Source organism: Pseudomonas sp. St316 (genome assembly GCF_018325905.1).
GTDB lineage: Bacteria > Pseudomonadota > Gammaproteobacteria > Pseudomonadales > Pseudomonadaceae > Aquipseudomonas.
In genome coordinates this window covers 2,246,972-2,269,260 of sequence record NZ_AP021901.1, presented here as the reverse complement: position 1 = coordinate 2,269,260, position 22,289 = coordinate 2,246,972, and the positions used below count along the sequence as shown (strand labels likewise).

The 22,289-nt window shown below is 62.7% G+C and carries 11 protein-coding genes and 1 pseudogene; 9 read left to right on the top strand and 3 right to left on the bottom strand.

Features of this window, described 5'->3' with window-relative positions:
• Positions 1 to 65: 65 nt before the first annotated feature.
• Entirely contained in the window at positions 66 to 548 is a 483-nt protein-coding gene (locus tag KI237_RS10215) for a sigma-70 family RNA polymerase sigma factor (protein WP_283246302.1), read from the bottom strand.
• Positions 549 to 1,009: 461 nt separating this feature from the next.
• Here KI237_RS10215 and KI237_RS10210 point away from each other — a divergent pair, with 461 nt between their 5' ends.
• From KI237_RS10210 to KI237_RS10195, 4 genes and pseudogenes are all read left to right on the top strand, one after another.
• Positions 1,010 to 2,158 carry an efflux RND transporter periplasmic adaptor subunit gene (locus tag KI237_RS10210; RefSeq protein WP_212799711.1) on the top strand — a complete coding sequence of 383 codons (1,149 nt, stop codon included), beginning with the start codon at positions 1,010 to 1,012 and terminating at the stop codon, positions 2,156 to 2,158.
• Positions 2,159 to 4,129: a MacB family efflux pump subunit gene (locus KI237_RS10205; RefSeq protein WP_212799710.1), complete on the top strand. Its 1,971-nt coding sequence runs from the start codon at positions 2,159 to 2,161 to the stop codon at positions 4,127 to 4,129.
• Positions 4,130 to 4,139: 10 nt separating this feature from the next.
• On the top strand, positions 4,140 to 5,534 hold the full coding sequence (locus tag KI237_RS10200; protein ID WP_212799709.1) for an efflux transporter outer membrane subunit: 1,395 nt from the start codon (positions 4,140 to 4,142) through the stop codon (positions 5,532 to 5,534).
• Between the two features lie 522 nt (positions 5,535 to 6,056).
• A pseudogene (locus KI237_RS10195) lies at positions 6,057 to 6,382 on the top strand (DUF6124 family protein).
• A 389-nt stretch (positions 6,383 to 6,771) separates the two neighbouring features.
• On the opposite strand, the gene pvdP reads toward KI237_RS10195, so the two are convergent.
• Complete coding sequence (pvdP, locus tag KI237_RS10190) at positions 6,772 to 8,388, bottom strand: pyoverdine maturation tyrosinase PvdP (protein WP_212799708.1); 1,617 nt, start codon at positions 8,386 to 8,388, stop codon at positions 6,772 to 6,774.
• A gap of 407 nt (positions 8,389 to 8,795) precedes the next feature.
• Here pvdP and pvdM point away from each other — a divergent pair, with 407 nt between their 5' ends.
• The 5 genes from pvdM (at position 8,796) to KI237_RS10165 (ending at position 18,472) form a co-directional block, all read left to right on the top strand.
• A complete protein-coding gene (pvdM, locus tag KI237_RS10185) occupies positions 8,796 to 10,166 on the top strand; it encodes a pyoverdine-tailoring dipeptidase-like protein PvdM (protein ID WP_212799707.1) in 1,371 nt (456 codons plus the stop codon).
• Positions 10,163 to 11,443: a pyoverdine-tailoring periplasmic protein PvdN gene (pvdN, locus tag KI237_RS10180; protein WP_212799706.1), complete on the top strand. Its 1,281-nt coding sequence runs from the start codon at positions 10,163 to 10,165 to the stop codon at positions 11,441 to 11,443. Before pvdM ends, pvdN begins: the two co-directional genes overlap by 4 nt.
• Before the next feature lie 24 nt (positions 11,444 to 11,467).
• On the top strand, positions 11,468 to 12,343 hold the full coding sequence (gene pvdO / locus KI237_RS10175) for a dihydropyoverdine dehydrogenase (RefSeq protein ID WP_212799705.1): 876 nt from the start codon (positions 11,468 to 11,470) through the stop codon (positions 12,341 to 12,343).
• A 269-nt stretch (positions 12,344 to 12,612) separates the two neighbouring features.
• A complete protein-coding gene (locus tag KI237_RS10170) occupies positions 12,613 to 14,271 on the top strand; it encodes a cyclic peptide export ABC transporter (protein WP_212799704.1) in 1,659 nt (552 codons plus the stop codon).
• A 37-nt stretch (positions 14,272 to 14,308) separates the two neighbouring features.
• Positions 14,309 to 18,472, top strand: coding sequence for a non-ribosomal peptide synthetase (locus KI237_RS10165; RefSeq protein WP_212799703.1), 4,164 nt, complete (start codon positions 14,309 to 14,311; stop codon positions 18,470 to 18,472).
• A 940-nt stretch (positions 18,473 to 19,412) separates the two neighbouring features.
• On the opposite strand, the gene KI237_RS10160 is transcribed toward KI237_RS10165, so the two are convergent.
• Complete coding sequence (locus tag KI237_RS10160; RefSeq protein WP_212799702.1) at positions 19,413 to 21,887, bottom strand: TonB-dependent siderophore receptor; 2,475 nt, start codon at positions 21,885 to 21,887, stop codon at positions 19,413 to 19,415.
• Positions 21,888 to 22,289: the final 402 nt, after the last annotated feature.

Below are 22,289 nucleotides of genomic sequence, written 5' to 3'. Positions count from 1 at the left end.
TCGTCTGTTGAGAGGAACGAGGACAATGAAAAAAAATTTACCGCGAGGCGACCGGCGTGGGCAGATTAATGCGCGTCCCACTGCCGCACACGAACGCGGCAGTGCTTCATGGCATTGACGATGTGTTTTTCCACCAGTGCCCGGGAAATGCCCAGGCGCTCGGCGATTTGCGGGTGGGACAGACCTTCGAGCTTGCGCAGCAGGAAGCTCTCGCGGCACAGCGGCGGCAGCTCGGCCAGGGCACGCTGGAGCATGTCCAGGCGCTGGCCGTGGTCGAGGCTGGAATGGGGCGACGGCGTGAAGAAACGCTCTTCGCTGTCCAGCACCTCCAGGGATTCGACCTGGCGCAGGGTGTTGCGCCGATGCCTGTCGATCACCAGGTTCAATGCCGTGCGATAGAGGAACGCGCGGGGCTGCTCGATGGGGGTGTCGCTGGCGCGCTCCAGCACCCGCACATAGGCGTCATGCACCACATCCTCGGCCGCCTGGCGGTTGCCTAGCCTGGCGTTCAGGAAACACACCAGCTCGCGATAGTAGTTTTCCAACATGACTCCCGTGCGCAATGGTTGCGACCGCTATCCCTGTGCCCACTCTGCATGCCTGGAACAGGCAATGGCACGATGGTGGCAGATTCAATCGCGTAATTTATAGTAATTCTCATATAGATTTAAAGCTTTGGTTTGTATCCGGGCTGATTCATTCAGATCAATGAGGCGCCAGGGCCGCTTTTGTGGCGAGGGAGCTTGCTCCCGCTGGCCTGCTCAGCAGGCCCAAGGCCGGCGACATTATTGAATCTGACATAACCGGGATGCAGGTTTTAGGGTCGCTTCGCGCCCCAGCGGGAGCAAGCTCCCTCGCCACAGGAGGTTGTGACGCTTCAACTGATCTTTTCAACCTGCTACCAAGTGTTTCACACAGTAAATTCCCGCCCGGAACGCTCGTTTACCAGAACAGCCTCCCGTCCCTGCCCATCATGGAACGGGCCCGACACCTCCGGCCGGAACCCTGCATGAAACGTCCCCGCCCTACCCGACGCGCCTGGCTTCTCACCTTCGCCCTGCTTCCGGCCGTGGCTTTCGCCGCCTGGCAAGCGGTCGCGCCAAGCCACGCGCCCCTGGTCACCGCGCCCGTCACCCGTGGCGATATCGAAAACAGCGTCACCGCCCTGGGCACCCTGCAACCGCGGCGTTATGTCGACGTGGGTGCCCAGGCGTCCGGGCAGATCCAGAAGATTCATGTGGAAGCCGGCGACGAGGTGCGCGAAGGCCAGCTGCTGGTCGAAATCGACCCGTCCACACAAAAAGCCCGGCTCGACGCCGGGCGTTTTTCAATCGAGAACCTCAAGGCCCAGCTCCAGGAACAGCGTGCCCAGCACGACCTGGCGCAGCAGAAATCCCGCCGCCAACAGCAACTCAAGGCCGGCGGCGCCACCCGCGAGGAAGACGTGCAGACTGCCCAGGCCGAAGTGCGGGCGACCCAGGCGCGCATCGACATGTTCCAGGCCCAGATCCGCCAGGCCCAGGCCAGCCTGCGCAGCGACGAGGCCGAGTTGGGCTACACGCGCATCTATGCGCCAATGAGCGGCACCGTGGTCGCCGTCGGCGCCCGGGAAGGCCAGACTCTCAACGCCCAGCAGCAAACCCCGTTGATCCTGCGCATCGCCCGCCTGTCGCCGATGACCGTCTGGGCCGAAGTCTCGGAAGCCGACATCGGCCACGTCAAACCGGGCATGACCGCCTACTTCACGACCCTGGCCGGCGGCAGCCGACGCTGGAGCAGCACCGTTCGCCAGATCCTCCCGGTGCCGCCACGTCCGCTGGAAGCCAGCCAGGGTGGCAGCCCCAGCGGTGGGCGCAGCGGCAGCGAACGGGTGGTGCTCTACACCGTGCTGCTCGACGTCGACAACGCCGACCGCGCGCTGATGACCGACATGACTGCCCAGGTGTTTTTCGTCGCCGCCCAAGCCAAGGACGTGCTGACCGTGCCCAGCGCCGCCTTGCAGGACGCCGGCCAGGTGCGGGTATTGGCCGACAATGGCGATGTCCAGCCACGCACCGTTCGCACTGGCGTCAGCGATCGGCTGCGTACCGAGATTGTCGACGGCCTGAGCGAAGGCGATCGGGTGCTGATCGGCCCGGCTACCGGCAGCGGAGGCTGAATGAGCACACCCCTGATCGAACTGCGGGACATTCGCAAGGCCTACGGCGGTGGCGACAGCCCTCGGGTGGAAGTGCTGCGCGGCATCGACTTGTCCATTCACGCGGGGGAATTCCTGGCGATTGTCGGCGCGTCCGGTTCCGGCAAATCGACCTTGATGAACATCCTCGGTTGCCTCGACCGCCCCACCCACGGCGAGTACCGTTTTGCCGGCGAAGACGTCGCCCATCTGGGCAGCGATGAATTAGCCTGGCTGCGGCGCGAAGCGTTCGGCTTCGTGTTCCAGGGCTATCACCTGATCCCCTCCGGCACCGCCCAGGAAAACGTCGAGATGCCGGCCATCTACGCCGGGACCTCGGCCGCCGAGCGCCACGCCCGAGCAAGCGCCCTGCTCGAACGCCTGGGCCTGGCCAGCCGCACCGGCAACCGTCCCCATCAACTGTCCGGCGGCCAGCAGCAGCGGGTGTCGATTGCCCGGGCCTTGATGAACGGCGGTCACATCATCCTCGCCGACGAACCCACCGGCGCCCTCGACAGCCAGAGCGGCATCGAGGTCATGGCCTTGCTCGACGAACTGGCGAGCCAGGGCCATGTGGTGATCCTGATCACCCACGACCGCGAAGTGGCGGCCCGGGCAAAGCGCATCATCGAGATCCGCGACGGACTGATCATCAGCGACAGCACCAGCGCTTTGCCGAGCGACGTGCCAGCCAACCCAAAGGCCCTGCAGGCCGTCGACCTGCGCCAGCGCCTGAGTGCCGGCAGCGAACACACCGGCGCCTGGAAAGGCGAGTTGCTCGACGCGGTGCAGGCGGCGTGGCGGGTGATGTGGATCAACCGTTTCCGCACCGCCCTGACCTTGCTCGGCATCATCATCGGCGTGGCCTCGGTGGTGGTGATGCTGGCCGTGGGCGAAGGCAGCAAGCGCCAGGTCATGGCCCAGATGGGCGCCTTCGGCTCGAACATCATCTACCTCAACGGCACCGCGCCCAACCCGCGCGCCACCAAAGGCATCATCAGCGAACAAGACCTGGCCGCCCTCGCCGCCCTGCCCGAGGTGCAGCGGATCATGCCGGTCAACGGCGCCGAAGCCAGCGTGCGCTTCGGCAACCTCGACCACACCAGCTACGTGGGCGGCAACGATACGAACTTCCCGCTCATTTTCAATTGGCCAGTGGTCCAGGGCCATTACTTCAGCGAGGCCGATGAGCGTAGCGCGGCGGCAGTCGCAGTGATCGGTCACAAGGTCCGGCAGAAACTGTTCAAGGATGTCGCCGATCCCATCGGTCGCTACATCCTGATCGAGAACGTGCCGTTCCAAGTGGTCGGCGTATTGGCCGAGAAAGGCGCCAGCTCCGGGGACTCCGACGCCGACAACCGTGTCGCGGTGCCCTACTCCGCCGCCAGCGTACGGCTGTTCGGCAGCCGTCATCCCGAGTACGTAGTGATCGCCGCCAAGGACGCGGGCAAGGTCAAGCAAGCCGAGCAAGCCGTCTCCCGAACGCTGTTGCGCCTGCACAACGGCAAGCAGGATTTCGAACTGACCAACAACGCCGCGATGATCCAGGCCGAGGCGCGCACCCAGGGCACGCTGTCGCTGATGCTCGGCGCCATCGCGGCGATTTCGTTGTTGGTGGGCGGCATCGGGGTGATGAACATCATGCTCATGACCGTGCGCGAACGCACCCGCGAGATCGGTATCCGCATGGCCACCGGCGCCCGGCAGCGCGACATCCTGCGCCAATTTCTCACCGAAGCAGTGATGCTCTCGGTGGTCGGCGGGCTCGCTGGCATCGGCCTGGCCCTGCTGGTGGGCGGTGCCTTGTTGCTGGGCAAGATCGCCGTGGCGTTCGAATGGCTGGCGGTGTTCGGTGCCTTTGGTTGCGCCCTGGTCACGGGCGTGGTCTTCGGTTTCATGCCAGCCCGCAAGGCGGCCCGCCTCGACCCGGTCGCGGCCCTTACCAGTGAATGAATTCCAACCTATGAAAGCGCACCTGACCCTCTTGGCCGCCGGTCTTTTACTGGCGGCCTGCGGTACCCCGTTGTCGGCACCAGACAGCGGCCTCCAACCGCCACCGGCCTGGCAAAGCCTCGACACACCTGGCACCCGAGCGGATAACCAGCAATGGTGGACGCACTTCGGCAGCCCACAATTGAACCGTTTGATCGAGCAAGCGCGCCTGGACAGCCACGACCTCGCCGCCGCCATGGCCCGGGTGCGCCAGGCCCAGGCCAGTGCCGTCATTGCCGGTGCGCCACTGCTGCCGGAAATCAGGGCCGGGCTCAACGGCAATCGCCAGGAGTTGCTGCGTGGCAAGGGCTACAGCCAGCTGGACGTCGACCGGGACAACCGCACCATCGACTACTACGACGCCAACCTCAGCGCCACGTATGAGCTGGATTTCTGGGGTGGCAAACGGGCGGCCCGGGACAGTGCGCTGAAGACGCTGTCGGCCAGCCAGTTCGACCGCGCGACCGTGGAATTGACCCTGCTCAGCGGCGTTGCCAACAGCTACACCCAGGCCTTGTCCCTGCGCGAGCAACAGCGCATCGCCGAACACAACCTGGACAACGCCCAACGGGTGCTCGACCTGGTGCAGACCCGTTACGACGCCGGCAGCGCCACGGCCCTGGAACTGTCCCAGCAAAAAAGCCTGGTGGCAGCCCAGCAACGCCGCGTGCCCCAGGTGCAGCAACAAGCCCGGGACGCCTTGATCACCCTGGCGGCGCTGCTGGGGCAACCGGTGCAATCGGTGAGGCTAGATGCTGAAAATTTCGACCGTTTGCACTGGCCGTCCATCGACGCCGGAGTCCCCAGCGACCTGCTGCGCCGTCGCCCAGACATCGCCGCCGCCGAAGCCCGCCTCGCCGCCGCCCAGGCCGACATCACCGTGGCCCGCGCCGCCATGCTGCCCACCCTGACCCTGGGCTTGAGCCTGGGCACTGGCGCCGACATCGCCGACCAGTTGCTGCGCAACAACGTCTACAACCTCAGCGCCGGCCTCGCCGCACCGATCTTCAACAACGGCCGCCTGAAGGCCGAACGAGACAGGGTCACCGCCCGCCAGGAGGAACTGCTGGCGCTCTATCGCACCGCCATCATCAACGGCTTCGCCGACGTCGAAAAAGCCCTGAACGGCATCCACGGCCTGGATCAGCAACAGCAGTGGCAAAGCGAAGAACTGCACCAGGCCCAGACCGCCTTCGACATCGCCCAACGCCGCTACCAGGCCGGCGCCGAAGATTTGCTCACGGTGCTGGAAACCCAACGCACGCTGTATGCCGCCCAGGATATGAACGTGCAACTGAGATTGGCGCGGGTGCAGGCGAGCGTGGCGTTGTACAGGGCGTTGGGTGGGGGTTGGCGGGTGATGTAGGCCATGCCAGCGCCCTCAGCCAAGTAATACAGTGTGGCTAGGGTTATCTCCTGTGGGAGCAAGGCTTGCCCGCGATGCAGGCGACACGGTTTCAGGAAGACCGAGGTGTCTGCATCGCGGGCAAGCCTTGCTCCCACAGATCAATCTCCTAGCCACACATTCTGTGTTCGGCTTTGGTTCTGTTTATCCGGCCATGTAGGACTCTCGAGCGAGGCTACGTTGCCTTGCGCCGTTACCTACAACTGCGCCAGAATCCGCCGGCTTGTGCGCTTGGCTCGTGGCTTTTACTGTTCCCAGGTCGCTGATTCCAGCGATCGGGTTTGGTAGCCCGCGAGTCAACTAGGCGCAAGCGCCACCTTCTACAGATGCTCTCTCGCACCTGTGTCATGGTGGCCGTGCGCAGGGCGTCTTCGGGCGCGCCGGGTTCCTAGTGCTCCGGTCTACCAACCCGCGTACGGCCGCCACCCAATCGTTTGGTAGCGATGGTGTCGGCTCCTGAAAATGAATACTAGGAGTTACACCATGTTCAAGATCACCCCCAATCCCCCGAAGACGATTCCAAAAAACTCGACGAAGCCGCCGACCGCGCCCTTGCCTTTTACCTCGATCCCAAACCTGAAAAACCCAATCCACCGCCGGGCCAATTGTTCACCGTTGTAGAAGGCGCGGACATGGAGTGCCTGCTGGCCAACCTCAGCGAAACCCTTGCCTCGGTCAACGTCATGGCCAACGAACTGGCATTTGATCTGGAAGGCGCTCGGCGGAGTTTTGCCCTGGGGATCCAGCAGATGGTCGAGCTGAGTGAGCTACTGGCAAACCGCGCCCTGGACATCGCCGCGCCGCGCTGACACTCCCTCAGAGTCAAGCGACACCATTGTGGCGAGGGAGCTTGCTCCCTCGCCACAATGGTGTCGGCCTCAGTTTTATTGATGCTCTGCGATGTGGGGATGCCTGCTGACTAGCATGGTAATTTTTCCTGGGGGACCAGCACGAGCCCCGCCCTAGGCATCGCTGCGTAGCGATGAAAACTCCACAACAAACCTCAAGCCAAGCGACACCCGTGGCGAGGGAGCTTGCTCCCGCTGGGCTGCGCAGCAGCCCCTATGGCCGGCACCTCGGTGGGTCAGACAGTTTGAGGAGGCTGGTTTTGGGGCCGCTTCGCAGCCCAGCGGGAGCAAGCTCCCTCGCCACAAAAGCAGTCATTCACAACCCTGGTTCGGCCAGTCCAAGCCAGCGTTCACACCGGCTTGGATTTGAGGTTCCGTGCATACCACGGTCGTTGCGGCACGCGGCGAAACAGCTCGGAAAGCTTTTTGTCATCGCTGCCAAAGGTGATGCGCAGCGCCAGTTTCATGGTTTCCGGGTCCATTTCCACCGAGCGTCCAACCTGCAACCCAGGCGTGGTGCTGCAACCGTGGGTGTCCGGGCCCAGCCAAGGGTCGGCGATTTCCACCCAGCGGCCCGGGGCGAACCAGGGCACGCCGTTGACTTCAAGCCGACTCACCTCGCCCGGGTGGAAGCGTTCGTGGGCACGAAACCAATCTTCGAGACGGTCGTCGATCCAACCGTGGAAGGCCCAGAACACCGGGCTCACATGGGAGGAAAACGGATCGCCGAGGAAGTCGTTTTCCGGTGCGTACCAGCGCGCGGCGAAGTCGTCCGGGTCGCGGGCGAACGGCACTGGATGGCCGTTGGATGGGTCGCGCGGCACCGAGGCCCAGCGCATGTGCAGCCAGTCGTGCAGGCCCAGTTCCACTTCCGAACCAAACTGGCCGAGGGTCAATTTCGCCAGGTAGCGCGGGTCGCGGTAGCGCGATTCCCAGACCTGGAAATTGCTGTGGTAGGTCTCGGCGGTCTTGATGTCGCTGACCCACCGGGCGTATTGCTCGTCGCCGTCGGCCAACCAAGTAGGCGGCAAGGCGGTGCCGTCGTGGTTATCGAAATAGCGGGCGAACCCCTGGTGATCACGCTCCAGTTCCGGTTGCGGCAGCGGGAAGCGCGACCACGACGGCAGCGGCTGGATCGAACGCGCCGTGCCGAGCATGTGCCGGTGCATGAAAAAGAAGTCGATGCCTGAACCGTTGCGATCCTTGCGCGGGCCACGGGCGTCACGTTCCTGGTCCCTGGGACCGGGCTGCCAGCCGATACCGCGCAGTGCGTTGCGCTTGTCCTCGTCCAGGGTGTGCCATTTGTCCCGGGTGGCGTGCCAGAGCTGGTGGAACAGCCGATGCTCGGGTGACACCAGCCAGGCCAGCAGTGCCGGGCTCAACGGCGTGCGCTCCCGGGCCTCGGGGAAACGCTGTTTGAGGGCGATGAAATGATTGTCCTGTTCAGGCAGCGCCAAGAGTCGGTCCAGGCGCCACACACGACCACTGAGGGTGGCGCTGCCGGCATTGCCGAAACCGGCCCAGACTTCGTCCAGGGTCATGGTGAATTCGTAGTCCGGCGCGCCCTGTCGAGCACTCATCAGCCGCCAGCTCAGTTGCTTCGGGTCGGTTCCGGCCAGGTCGCCCAACACCCGATAACGCGGCTCATCGGTGCCGCGCAAGCGCTCGGCGGTATCGAGGTAGCCCACCAGACCACGACCCCTTTGGCCGATATCGAGGAATAGTTGCAGATCGTCCCGGGGCAAGCCGTCGAGGCCAGCGTCGCGGCCGGTGAAACGGATCGTCCAGATGCCCCGCAATGTATCGGCCCGACGCTGGCCCGCTACGTCGGCCACGTCGAACGAGGCCTCGCCGGGAGTGATGGTCGGGTCCGGCCGGGTCAGTTCGCGATGCCCGTAATACACCGCAGGCACGGCGGCACCGGTCAGCGCCAGGCCTGCCATGAACCATCGTCGAGAAATCGTCATTGCCTTACCTGTGTTCGGCCCTGGGGCGGGCTTTATCCAAGCTAGAACGATGGGGGGGCTGACAAATTTACAGGGGCTGTTGGGGCCTCATCGCGAGCAGGCTCGCTCCCACAATGGAACTGAGTACATTCGCAAGAGATGGGTGGGTTTTAAGGCCGCTATCGCGAGCAAGCTCGCTCCCACAGGGGATCTGGGTACGTTCAGGAGAAACAGGTCAACTGTAAGGCCGCCTCGCGAGCAAGCTTTGCTCCCACAGCGCAATTGCGATGCGGTCACCTGTGGGAGCAAAGCTTGCTCGCGATGGCGGCCTTGAGAACGCCTAAATTTCCCCACCGATCACTCGTTCTCCCCAGATAGAAAAGGCCCCCGCGCCTGTCCTTCCAAGGCGAACCTGACTGAGATCGGCAATGACAAAACCACGTTCGAAAAAGGCTCTTTTCATCGGCGTGCCCCTGGCCCTGGCGCTGGCCGTGGGTGGCGGCCTGGCGGCCTGGGACTATGGGTGGCGGGACAACCCCGGCTACCCGGTCAAGGTGATGAAAGAGGCCAAGGAGCTGCACGAGCGCCTGCTGTCCTTCGACAGCCACATCACCGTGCCGCTGGACTTCGGCACCGCCGGCAACGAAGCCGACAAGGACGGCAGCGGCCAGTTCGACCTGGTGAAAGCCAATCGCGGGCAGCTATCCGGCGCAGCGCTGACCGTGTTCGGCTGGCCCGAGATCTGGAACGGCCTCAACGCCCCGCACAAGCCCACCGCCGGCTTCGTCGAAGAGGCGCGCAACCAGCAGGAAGTGCGCTACAAGATCATCACCGGCCTGGTCCGCGACTTCCCCAACCAGGTCGCCATCGCCTACACCCCGGATGATTTCCGGCGCCTGCATGGCGAAGGCAAGTTCGCGATCTTCATCAGCATGCTCAACGCCTATCCCCTCGGCCATGACCTGAGCCTGCTGGACCTGTGGACGGAGCGGGGGATGCGCATGTTCGGTTTCAGCTACATTGGCAACAACGACTGGGCCGACTCCTCCCGTCCGCTGCCGTTCTTCAACGACTCACCCGACGCCCTCGGCGGCCTCTCGGAGATCGGCAAGCAGGCGGTCACGCGTCTGAACGACCTGGGCGTGATCATCGACGTGTCGCAAATGTCGTCCCAGGCCCTGGAGCAAGTCGCGCAACTGAGCCGCACGCCGCTGGTGGCCTCTCATTCGGCGCCACGGGCCATGGTGGATATCCCGCGCAACCTCAGCGACAAGGAACTGCAGCTGATCAAGGCCAGCGGCGGCGTGGTGCAGATCGTCGGTTTCTCCCAGTACCTGCGCCCACTGACGCAAAAGACCCAGGACAAACTCAACGCCCTGCGCGAACGCTTCGGCCTGCCGCCACTGCCCAACCTGGCGATGGCGCTGATGCCCGGCGACCCGATCATCGCCGCTTGGCCGGAACAGAAATTCGGCGAATACGCCGGCCAGCTCTACGCCATCCTCGAAGACGAACCCAAGGCCAGCCTCAAGGACCTGGGCGATGCCATCGACTACACGGTGCGCAAGATCGGCATCGACCACGTCGGCATCAGCTCGGACTTCAACGAAGGCGGTGGAGTGAAGGGATGGGAGAACGTCGGCGACATCCGCAACGTCACCGCCGAACTGCTGACACGCGGCTACTCCGAAGCCGACATTGCCAAGCTGTGGGGCGGCAATTTCCTGCGGGTCTGGGATCAGGTCCAGCAAGCCGCAAAACCCTCATTGGCCTCGAACCAGAAGGCCGTCCAGCCATGAATGAACGTCGCACTTTCCTGAAGCAGGCCGGGATCCTCGCCGCCGGCCTGCCCCTCGCCGCCAGCCTGCCCGCCGCGGCCAGCGCCGATCCTCTGCCGCCGCTGCCGAAGAACAAATGGGCACAACTGCGCTCGCTGTTCAACCAGGACCCGGACTATCTGCACTTCTCCAATTTCCTGGTCACCACCCACCCGCGCCCGGTGCGCGAGGCCATCGACAAGCACCGCGCGGCCCTGGATAAAAACCCGGGGCTGCTGATGGACTGGGACCTGGGCGTCACCGAAGAGCGCGAGGAGAACGTGCGCACCTGGGCTGGCCGCTACCTGCAAGCGAACCCGAAGCAGATCGCCCTCACCGGCAGCACCACCGAAGGCCTGGCGATGATCTACGGCGGCGTCCATGTGGCGGCCGATCAGGAGATCCTCAGCACCGCCCACGAACATTACGCCACCCACACCATTCTTGAGCTGCGCACCCAACGGGAAGGCACCCGGGTGCGCAAAATCAAGCTGTTCGACAACGCCCACAACGCCACCCACGAGGAAATCCTCACCGCCATCGAGCGCAACATCCGCCCCGAGACTCGGGTGCTGGGCATGACCTGGGTGCATTCGGGCAGCGGCGTGAAGCTGCCCATCGACAAGATCGGCGCCCTGGTTGACAAGCACAACCAAGGCCGCAGCGATGAGCAACGCATCCTTTACGTGGTGGACGGCGTGCACGGCTTCGGCGTTGAAGACCTGAGCTTCCCGGCGATGAATTGCGACTTTTTCATCGCCGGCACGCACAAATGGATGTTCGGCCCGCGAGGCACCGGCCTGGTGTGCAGCCGCAGCGAAGAGGTCAAGTACGTCACGCCGATCATTCCGACCTTCTCCGAAGCCACGACGTTCTCCACCACCATGACGCCCGGCGGTTACCACGCCTTCGAGCATCGCTGGGCGGCGGACGAAGCATTCAAGCTGCACCTGCAACTGGGCAAGGCCGAGGTGCAGGCGCGCATTCATGCCCTCAACAGTTACTTGAAAAAACAGCTGGTGGCACTGCCGCAGATCGAACTGGTCACGCCACTGAGCCCAGACCTGTCCGCCGGCTTCACCTTCTTCCGGGTCAAGGGCCGCGACAGCGATGCGATCGCCGGCTACCTGATGAAGAACCGCGTGATTGCCGACGCCGTGCATCGCGACGCGGGTCCGGTAATCCGCACCGCGCCAGGTCTGCTCAACACCGAAGCCGAGATCGACCGCTTCATGGGCTTGCTGAGCAAGACACTCTGAACCTGACCTTATCGAGAGAGATGGATGAACAGTTTTTCCTTGAAGCTACTCCCGGCACTGGCCCTGGTCGCCCTGCTGCCCTCCGGCGCCCAGGCCTCGCAACCAGGCCAGGTTTTTCGTGACTGCAAGGACTGCCCGGAAATGGTCGTGCTGCCCACCGGCACCTTCCAGATGGGCACCCCGGACGACGAAGTGGGCCGCGAGCCCGACGAGGGGCCGATGCACCCGGTGACGTTCGCCAAGCCGCTGGCGATCAGTCGTTTCCAGGTGCTCAAGGGTGAATGGTTCGCCTACCTGCGCGACACCGGCTACACGATGCCCGACGGCGACAAGCGTCCCGGCCGCGCCTGCAAGGCCGGTATCCCGGATTACCAGGGCAGCGATCCGCGCAAGCAATACACCGACCGCCACCCGGCGGTGTGCATGGATTTCGCCGAGGCCAATGCCTACGTGGCGTGGCTGTCGAAAAAGACCGGTAAGCAATACCGGCTGGTCAGCGAATCCCTGCGCGAGTACGCCGCACGCGGCGGCAGCACCGGCCCGTTTCCCTTCCCGTTCGACGAGGGCAAGGAGTACAGCATCGCCCAACACGCCAACACCTACGGCGCGGCCGACGGCTACAACTTCACCGCACCGGCCGGCAGCTTCGCGCCCAATGCCTTCGGCGTGTACGACATGCATGGCAACGTCTACGAGTGGACCGCCGACTGCTACAACGAAAACTATGTGGGCGCCCCCAGCGACGGCATCGCCTGGCTGACCGGCAAGTGCGAGTTCAAGCGCATCCGCGGCAACGACTGGGGCGAAGCACCGGTGTTCTCCCGCTCCGGCAACCGCAACGCCCTGGTGCCGAGTGATCGCGGCGACTGGATCGGTTTTCGGGTGGCGCGGGATATGTAAATCAACCTGCCGGACACAGACAGGCTTTTGTGGCGAGGGAGCTTGCTCCCGCTCGGTTGCGCAGCGACCGCAAAATCTTGGGGCTGCTTCGCACCCCAGCGGGAGCAAGCTCCCTCGCCACAATGATGTGCGTCAGGCGGCTCCTCGCTAAATCCCCTCCCCCTCCAATCGTTCTACAGGTGTCGCAACCCGGTGTGCCGCCGCTCTCCAGCCCATGCGGCGACCGCCCGCGATGGCCTTCGACCTTTTCATCAAGCAGGGAAACCGCCATGAGCCAACCAACACGCGGGGTGATCAGTGAACTGTTCAGCCTGCTCAAACCCTTCCGGCTGATTGTCGTAGGTTCCATCCTCTTGGGCATGCTGGGCGGCCTGAGCATTACCGCCCTGCTGGCAACCATCAACGACGCCCTGAACGCCGCCACAACGCCCACGCCCCAGGTGCTGGCGACGTTCGCCGGGCTTTGCGCGGCGGCGCTGCTGACTTCGATTCTTTCCGACATCGGCACCAACCATGTCGGCCAGAACATCATCGCCGAGCTGCGTAAATCCCTGGGCAAGAAAGTCCTGCTGGCGCCCATCGAACAGATCGAACGCTATCGCAGTCACCGGCTCATCCCGGTGTTGACCCACGACGTCAACACCGTCAGCGACTTTGCCTTTTCTTTCGCCCCGCTGGCCATTGCCTTCACGGTCACCCTCGGTTGCCTGGGTTACCTGGCCTATCTGTCACTGCCGATGTTTTTGCTGCTGCTGGTGGCGCTGGTGATCGGCACGGTCGTGCAATACCTGGCTCGGGCCCGGGGTATCAGGGGTTTCGAAGCCGCCCGCGAGGCCGAGGACGCGCTGCAAAAACACTACGGCGCCATTGCCGCCGGGGCCAAGGAACTGCGCATTCACCGCCCACGTCGCCAGCGCATGTTCAGCCAGCGCATCGAAGCGACCGCCGATTACATCTGCGACACCAACATCCGTTCGGTCAACACCTTCGTGGTGGCCAAGACCTTCGGTTCGATGCTGTTTTTTGTGGTCATTGGCCTGGTCCTGGCCCTGCAATCGCTGTGGCTGGGCACGGACAAGGTCGTGCTCAGCGGTTTCGTGCTGGTGCTGCTGTACATGAAGGGCCCGCTGGAATACCTGGTGATGACCTTGCCGGTGATCAGCCGGGCAAACATTGCCTTCAAGCGCATTGCCGAGCTTGACGCGCAGTTTTCCTCACCGGAGCCGCACCTGCTGCTAGACGACAAGAGCGTTTCCAAGCCGACGCTCCGGCAGCTTGAATTGCGTGATGTGCACTACGCCTTTCCAGTGGTCGAAGGCAGCCAACCCTTCGCCTTGGGACCGGTCAACCTGTCCATCGCCCAGGGTGACATTGTGTTCATCGTCGGCGAGAACGGTGGCGGCAAGACCACGCTGATCAAACTGTTGCTGGGTCTCTACTTCCCCCAGGGCGGCGAAATTCTCCTGGACGGCGCGCCGGTAGGGGCCGCGCAACGGGACGATTATCGCCAGTTGTTCACCACGATTTTTGCCGACTACTACCTGTTCGATGAGCTGGTCCAGGGCGATCAACAGGTGCCCAAAGACGCCAACCGCTATTTGGAGCGCCTGGAAATCGCCCATAAGGTCAGCATTCAGGACGGCGCCTTCAGCACCACCGATCTCTCCACCGGCCAGCGCAAACGCCTGGCGCTGCTCAACGCCTGGCTGGAGGAGCGCCCAGTGCTGGTGTTCGACGAATGGGCCGCCGACCAGGATCCGCTATTCCGTCGCGTGTTCTACACCGAACTGCTGCCGGAACTGAAGGCGCTGGGCAAAACCATCATCGTCATTTCCCACGACGACCGCTATTTCGACATCGCCGATCAACTGGTCCGGATGCAGGCCGGTCGGGTCATCAGTGAAAAAGCCCCCGCAGCCTTTGCCTGAACCTGCTTGACGCCATGCTATTTGCCGCGAGAACACCATGAACGAACTGCTAGATGATGATCTGCTGACGCTGCTGCTGGAGGATGTCGCTCGCGACGGGCAAACCCGATCCGGCAGCCGGCTGGACCGCGCGCCCTTATCCTTCGCCCAGCAACGCCTGTGGCTGGAACACCAGCGTGACCCGGCCCGTTCGGCCTACAACCTGCCACGCGCGCTGCGCCTGACGGGTGAACTCAATGCCGATGCCCTGGAACAGGCGCTCAATCGAGTCATCGACCGACACGACATCCTGCGCAGCGCATTCAATGACATCGACGCTGCGCCGGTCCAGGTGGTCGAGCGCAACGCCTGCCTCACCCTGCACCGGGAGGACCTCGGCGCTCTCGCCCCCCAGGCGCGTGCCATGGCACTCTCACAACGCATCGAGCTGCACGCCCGGCAACCGTTCGATCTCACCTGCGCGCCGCTGATGCGGGCAACGCTGCTCAGGCTGGACAGCGACGAACATGTGCTGTTGCTCAACATGCATCACATCGTCTCCGATGCCTGGTCCAACACGATCCTGATGCAGGACATGACCCAGGCCTATGCACAGGCCTTGCTCGGCGATCCGTCACCGCTGCCGCCGTTGCCCATGCAATACGCCGACTACGCCACCCACCAACGAGGCGAGTATTTGCAAAGCCCGCAATGCCGGCGCAGCGGCGAATACTGGCGTCACTACCTGGGCCACGACCTGCCCACGTTGGAGTTGCCCCTGGATTTCCCCCGCGCCACGAGCCAGCAACACCGGGCCGGACGCGTGCACGTGACGCTTGCCACCGCAGAGACCCAGGCCCTCGACGCGTTCTGCCAACGCCAGGGACTTACGCCTTTCGTGGTGGCGCTGGGAGCCTGGCAACTGCTGCTGGGCCGCTACAGCAACCAGGACGATTTCACCGTCGGCGTGCCCAACGCCAACCGCAACAGCCATGAAAGCCAGGATCTGGTGGGGTTCTTCGTCAGCAGCCAGGTGTATCGGGCGCGGATCGACTCGACCCACAGCGCGTTGGATTTTCTGCGCTGTTTGCGCGCCCAGTCCCTCGCCGCCCTGGAACACGCCGACTACCCGCTGGAACTGATCCTCGATCAGCTGCAACGCCCCGGCGCACAGGGCTTGTTCCAGGTCTTGTTCAACTGGCGCACCGGCGCACCGGCCCAGCCGATCTCGCCCAAAGGCGAACTGACCCTGGCGTTTCTCGACACAGGCGAAAGCCAGGCGAAGTTCGACTTGGCGCTGGATGTCGACTATTCACAGCAGCAGATACTGGCGACGTTCGAATACAGCCGTGATCTCTACCGCACTGAAACCATCGAGCGCATGGCCGGCCACTGGCAAAACCTGATGCGGGGCCTGATCGAGACGCCTGAACGCGCCCTCGGCGAACTGCACTTGCTCAGTGCTGATGAACGCCAGCACACCCTGCACGACTGGAACCGTCAGCCGACCCAACTGCCCCGTGAACACTGCTTGCACCAGTTGATCGAAACCCATGCCGCCGCGACCGGTGAGGCCATCGCCCTGACCTTTGCAGGGCAGCACATGAGCTATGCCGAGCTCAACCGACAGGCCAATCGACTGGCCCATCGGCTGATCGAGCAAGGCGTCGGGCCCGACGTGCTGGTCGGAATCGCCGCCGAACGTACGCCGCAGATGATCATCGGCCTGCTGGCGATTCTCAAGGCCGGTGGCGCCTACGTGCCGCTGGACCCGGCCTACCCGGCTGATCGCCTGGCGTACATGATCGAGGACAGCGGCGTGACGCAGATCCTGATCCAAGCTCACCTGCGTGAATCCCTGGCGCTGCCCGCCGACCTCAACTGTCTGCTGCTCGAACCAGCCGAGGTCGACGGCGACTATCCCGAGCACAACCCGGATGTGCCGATGCACCCGGATAACCTGGCGTATGTGATTTACACCTCAGGCTCGACCGGCCAGCCCAAAGGCGCCCTGCTGGCGCACCACAACGTCAGCCGATTGTTCCAGGCCAGTGATCACTGGTTCGGCTTCGATCACCAGGACGTCTGGTGCCTGTTCCATTCCTATGCCTTCGACTTTTCCGTGTGGGAGATTTTCGGCGCGCTGCTGCACGGCGGCCGGCTGGTCATCGTGCCCCACGCCGTGAGCCGTTCACCGCAGGAGTTCTACGCCCTGCTTTGCCAGGAAAACATCACGGTGCTCAACCAGACGCCTTCGGCGTTCAAGGCGTTGCTGCAGGTCGCCTGCGCGCCTGATCAGCCGCTTGGCCACCGGTTGCGCCAGGTCATTTTTGGCGGCGAAGCGATTGATGTGCAAAGCTTGCGCCCCTGGTTCGAACGCTTCGGCGACCAGTCGCCGCAATTGATCAATATGTATGGCATCACCGAAACGACGGTCCATGTCACCTGGCGGCCGCTGTCGATCGCTGACTTGCACAGCGAGGCCGCGAGCCCTATCGGCCAGCCGATCGTCGACCTGTCCTGGTATTTACTCGACACCCATCTGAACCCCGTGCCCAAGGGTTGCATCGGTGAGCTGTATGTCGGCCGGGCCGGTCTGGCCCGTGGTTACCACCGGCGCGCCGACCTGACCGCCAGCCGCTTTATCCCCGACCCGTTCGATCCACTGCCGGGTGGCCGCCTGTATCGCACCGGCGACCTGGCCCGCTACCGCGGCGACGGCAGCATCGAATACATCGGGCGCCTGGATCATCAAGTCAAGATTCGCGGCTTCCGCATCGAACTGGGCGAAATCCAGGCACGTTTGCAAACGCTACCAGCGGTTCAGGATGGCGTCGTATTGACCCATGAAGGCCCAGCCGGCTTGCAACTGGTCGCTTACGTGATTGCCGCGCACGCGTCCACGGCCGAGTTACGCGAAGGTCTGTTGGCCGCCCTCAAAGCGCAGTTGCCGGACTACATGGTGCCCAGCCACCTGCTGTTCATCGATCACTGGCCGCTCAATGCCAATGGCAAGCTCGACCGCAAGGCCTTGCCGGAACCTGATGCCGCTCTGCGGCATACCGATTACGTGGCCCCTCGCACACCCTTGGAACAGGCGCTGACGCAGCTCTGGCAACAATCCCTCAGGGTTGAGCGCGTGGGCATCAACGACAGCTTCTTTGAACTGGGCGGGCATTCGATCCTGGCGATCGAGCTGATTGCCAACCTCAAGGCACGCCTGAACATCAGCGTGCGCCTGCAAGCGTTGCTGGCCAACCCGAGCGTCGCGCAGCTGGCGCTGTTCATTGCGCAAAATCATCGGGAGCAAAGCCAATGCCTGGTCCCCTTGAACACCGCCCCCACCAGTGCGCCACAGTTGTTTTGCCTGCACCCCAGCGGTGGCATCGTGTTCTGTTACCAGCCCTTGGCGCGCAAACTCAATCACCGGGCACGCGTCATCGGCGTCATGCACCGAGGCTTCAGCGAACCCCATGCAAGCCCTGAGGCCTGGGCCGAGATGATTGCCGATTACAGCCGGGAAATCGTCACGGCCCAGCCCCAAGGCCCGTATTACCTGATGGGCTGGTCGTTGGGCGGAACCATTGCGCTGGACATCGCCGCGACGCTGGAAAACCAGGGCCACACCGTCAGCTTCCTCGGTCTGGTGGACAGCACGATTCCTGAACACCTGTACCCGGCCACCTTTTCGCGTCAGCGGCATTTGCCAGGCGACGAAGCCGCTGATCCGGCCTCCCAGGATCTGCTTGAAGCCATCGAATATTTCGACTTGCTGTTCCCAACCCTCACAGAACGCACAGCGGCTTACCGGCAAGAACACCCCGCCAGCACGGTCCAGGCCTTCCATGAATGGGCCACCCGCCAGATTGAGCCGGGGCGAGGCGACTTGCTGTCAATCGTGCAAAGCGTCAAGGATGAAGTCATGAGCGCCCAGGCGTTTTCGGTACATGACCGTTTGCTGGAAGCCTTTGACGGGTTCACCTTCAAACCGGTACGGGTGCGCCCTAGTTGCTGGTGGACCCAGGCGGAAAAAACGCCGGAAGAATTGGCATTCTGCGAGGGCTTGATCAAGGGATATAGCCTGACCGGGGAGCTGCAATGTTCGGTGCGCTCGCCGTTGCGTCATCGCAGTATGATCTTTGATGACGGGGTGCTTGATTCGCTGCTTGAGGTTTTTTTGGGCAGTACGATAGTAGGGGAAAAGCGCTTGGGGTCGGTGTGAATATCCGTTGCTGCGGTAACGGCGACTGGCGGTTCCGCCCTTACGGCGGGTCACTTTTGGAAGAGCGCCAAAAGTAACCAAAAACGCTCTGCCCCACCACTCGGCACCTCGCCTAGGCTCGGTGTGCCCGAACGCAGGCATTGCTCCGTGGGCCCGCCGCGAAGGACCATCCATGGTCCAGCGCGGCTATCCCGGCATCCATGCCGGGATGCCCACTGCGCAATACCTGCGTTCGGCCAGCGTGGTTTAACGGGGCGTCGAGATCAAAGTCCAAAGCAAAGCAAAGCAAGAACAGTAGATGTCCAGCATCTATGCAGCTGAACCACCGCTATCGCGAGCAAGCTCGCTCCCACAGGGGTTTTGCGAGTGTTCACAACATCTGTAAACGACACAAAGCCCACTCCCACAATTGGATTGAGTACACCCGCAAGAGCCATGTCGGCTATAAGGCCGCATCGCGAGCAAGCTTTGCTCCCACAGCTAATGCTCAAACAGGTCCGATGGGTGTACACCCATAAGAGCCAGGCCGGCTGTCAGGCCGCCTCGCGGCGGACGTTGATCTCGGCGCCCCGTTAACCACGCTGGCCGAACGCAGGTGTTGCGCAGTGGGCACCTCGGCATGGATGCCGAGGTAGCCGCGCTGGGCCATGGATGGCCCTTCGCGGCGGCCCACGGAGCAATGCCTGCGTTCGGGCATGCCGAGCCTAGGCGAGGCACCGAGTGGTGGGGCAAAAGCGCTTTGGTTACTTTCGCGCTTTTCGAAAGTGACCCGCTGTAAGAGCGGAACCATAAGTGGCCGTTACCGCAGCAACGGATATACCCCCAATCCAATCCAACCCAACCCAAAAGAAAACGGCGCTTCCCCTACCCGGAAAAAGCGCCGTTTCCTTAAACAAACAACATTACGCACAAGACAGCATCTATCTCATTCACGCAAGAATCAGAACTCCGGGGTGTACTTCACGCTGAACATCAAGTTACGCGGATCACCAAAATTGTTGTTGCCATTGAGCTGGTTGTAAGCCGACGTTAGGTACGTCTTGTCGAACAGGTTGTTGGCGTTGACCGCCAAGGCGATTTCAGGCGTCAACTGGTAGCCGACACGAGCATTCCACACGGTGTAACCCGGGATTTCACGATCATAGTCGTAAACCATCGTATGGCTTTGGGTGGTGAAGCCCAGACCGGTGCTGACACGACTCCAGTCCCCGGTGAACTGGTAGTTGCCCCACACGCGCAGCATGTGTTTCGGCGTCCAGGTACTGTAGACACGACCTTCATTATCCGGGTCCTCCAGGTACTTGGTGGTGTTGTAGGTGTAGCCCGCGAACAACTGCAGGTTGTCTATCACTTCACCACTGATTTCGGCATCGAACCCCTGGCTGCGCACTTTCCCCGAGGCAGAGGAGCAGTTCACGTCAGTACAACCGGGGATGGAGACGGCACGATTCTCATGGTCGTAACGGAAGACAGCCAGGGAGGTATTGACCCGACCGTCCATCAGCTCACCCTTGAGGCCGACTTCGTAGTTAGTACCGACGATGGGCTTGAGCACCGAGCCGCTGGGATCGACCTCGGTCTGGGGCTGGAATACATCCGTGTAGCTGGCGTACACCGCCCACTCACGACTCAGGTCATAGATGATACCGCCGTACGGCGTGACCACCCCGGTTTCAGTTGCGATGCTTGGGTCGTTGGGCGTGATTCCATTGGCCGCCGTTTCGGTTTTCGACTTGTAGCTGAAATCATACCAACTGACTCGGGAACCCAGTACCAACGTCAGGTCGTCAACCGGTTTGACGCGCCAAGTGCCGTACACGCCCTTCTGGCGGATATCGTATTTGCTGAGGGTGCCCCGCCCGCCAGGGCTGTTGATCAGGCCTTCGTAGCTGATGTCCGGACGATCGTTGTTCAGGTCAAAGATCGTGTCGGTGCTGCTATTGTTGAAGGTGCGGGCAAATTTATCATCCGTCTCCAACTGCGAGAAGTTGCCACCCAACATGACTTCCTGCTGCATCGACAGGGCTTCGAACTTGCCAGTCAGGTTCATGTCCAGACCGGCCTTCGTGGACTGGAAATCCGTCACGAAGTCGGCATATTGCACACCGCTACCATCGGGGTTGAGGCCGACATTGCCATTTTGCGTCCGCTGGTTTTTCGCCTGGTTGTCTTCGGTCATGTATATGCCCCCGACCTTGAACGCCCAGTCCTCGTTGAAGCGATGCTCCAGATCGGCATAGTAGGTGGTGACATCGATCTCGGAACGGTTCCAGCGCGCGCCCGTGTAGGTCGAACGCGACACGTCCGGCATCGAACCGTCAGCGTAGCGTGGCAGCCCACGGATATTGCCGCGCGACTCGCCATTGGATTGGCTGACTGCCAGGCCCAGGGTGGTGTCTTCACTCAGGTCGATGTCCAGTGCACCGTACAGCGAGTGGGTCTTGTTCCACGCATGGTCGACGAAGGAATTGCTCTGGTCTTCATCGGCGACGATACGGCCGCGGATGTTGCCGGCCTCGTTCAGCGGACCGCCAGCATCCAGTTGCAGGCCGTAGTGATCCCAGGAGCCCGCCTTGCCGGTCAGGGTCACGGTCGGTGCGCTCTGGCCGCGCTTGCGCACCAGGTTGACGGCACCACCGGGGCTGCCAGTGCCTTGCAGCAGGCCGGAGGCGCCGCGCATGATTTCCAGGCGGTCGAAGAAGATCAGGTCCTGGGTCGCCCAATTGCCCAGCGAATAGTTGTTACGCAGGATCGGCACACCATCGTATTGCCAATCGTCGATCTGGAAACCGCGTGACGACAGGATCATGCCTTGGCCGACGCCCTGCAGGCCGACGATGCCGGTGGTCTGGTTGACGGCGTCCTTGAGGCTGACCAGGTTCTGGTCATCCATCTGCTTGCGCGTCATCACCGTGATCGACTGGGGAATTTCCTTGAGGGTGTGGGTGCCCTTGCCAATGGTCACGGCGTTACTGGTGTAGGCGTTGCTGCCTTCGGTGGTCGCGTCCAGCGCTTGGGCACTGATGGTGGTCGCGCCCAGTTCGAGGCCTTCACCGGCAGAACCGCGCACCAGCATCAGGGTATTGCCCTCGACGCTGTAGCGCACGCCAGTGCCTTTGAGCAATTCGGCGATGGCCGCCTGCGGACTCATCTTGCCGCTGACGCGGTTGCTTTTCAGACCGGCCATCTCGTCGGCGTTGTAGATCACTTGCTGGTTGGTCTGCTGACCGAACGCTTGCAGTGCCTGCGGCAGCGGTTGCGCAGCAATGTTGATGCTGACGTCTTCAGCCATCACCTGAGCGCTGAGGGGCAGTACGCAGACCAACCCCAGCCCGGTCAACACCCGCCGCGAACGCAGGCCGCGGGACATGACGAGTGCCTTGAACAGAGGTTTCAACTCATGAATGGATGACATCGTGCTCTCTATTATTGGTAGAAGTAAAAGTCCATGGGGCCGAAGGGCCCGCCGCTCGCCAGCACACGTGAACCCGCACGGTCGATTGCCTCGGGGCAACGTGTCAGTGCGTGGCCGACCGGCCCCTCCCCGGCGCGGTCATTCGGCTGGACGACGGCGAAGTCTTTACTGAACAAACCCGGTGCCTGGACGTCCTGCCCGACCCGATTTGCCCACATACCTAAGTAAGACGCAGCACTTGCCAAAAACCGGAATGAGTTTATTTATCATTTACAAAAATAATAAAAAAAAGGCCGTCGCTGTTAGGCGACGGCCTTTTTAATACCAGGCTTTCATGAACACGGCCGACACCAGAGCCGCGAACACCATTGTGGCGAGGGAGCTTGCTCCCGCTGGGCTGCG

What these genes read in the sequence shown, in the direction of transcription:
- KI237_RS10215 (WP_283246302.1), bottom strand. Translation starts at nt 548, where the DNA reads ATGTTGGAAAACTACTATCGCGAGCTGGTGTGTTTCCTGAACGCCAGG.
- KI237_RS10210 (WP_212799711.1), top strand. Translation starts at nt 1,010, where the DNA reads ATGAAACGTCCCCGCCCTACCCGACGCGCCTGGCTTCTCACCTTCGCC.
- KI237_RS10205 (WP_212799710.1), top strand. Translation starts at nt 2,159, where the DNA reads ATGAGCACACCCCTGATCGAACTGCGGGACATTCGCAAGGCCTACGGC.
- KI237_RS10200 (WP_212799709.1), top strand. Translation starts at nt 4,140, where the DNA reads ATGAAAGCGCACCTGACCCTCTTGGCCGCCGGTCTTTTACTGGCGGCC.
- pvdP (WP_212799708.1), bottom strand. Translation starts at nt 8,388, where the DNA reads ATGACGATTTCTCGACGATGGTTCATGGCAGGCCTGGCGCTGACCGGT.
- pvdM (WP_212799707.1), top strand. Translation starts at nt 8,796, where the DNA reads ATGACAAAACCACGTTCGAAAAAGGCTCTTTTCATCGGCGTGCCCCTG.
- pvdN (WP_212799706.1), top strand. Translation starts at nt 10,163, where the DNA reads ATGAATGAACGTCGCACTTTCCTGAAGCAGGCCGGGATCCTCGCCGCC.
- pvdO (WP_212799705.1), top strand. Translation starts at nt 11,468, where the DNA reads ATGAACAGTTTTTCCTTGAAGCTACTCCCGGCACTGGCCCTGGTCGCC.
- KI237_RS10170 (WP_212799704.1), top strand. Translation starts at nt 12,613, where the DNA reads ATGAGCCAACCAACACGCGGGGTGATCAGTGAACTGTTCAGCCTGCTC.
- KI237_RS10165 (WP_212799703.1), top strand. Translation starts at nt 14,309, where the DNA reads ATGAACGAACTGCTAGATGATGATCTGCTGACGCTGCTGCTGGAGGAT.
- KI237_RS10160 (WP_212799702.1), bottom strand. Translation starts at nt 21,887, where the DNA reads ATGTCATCCATTCATGAGTTGAAACCTCTGTTCAAGGCACTCGTCATG.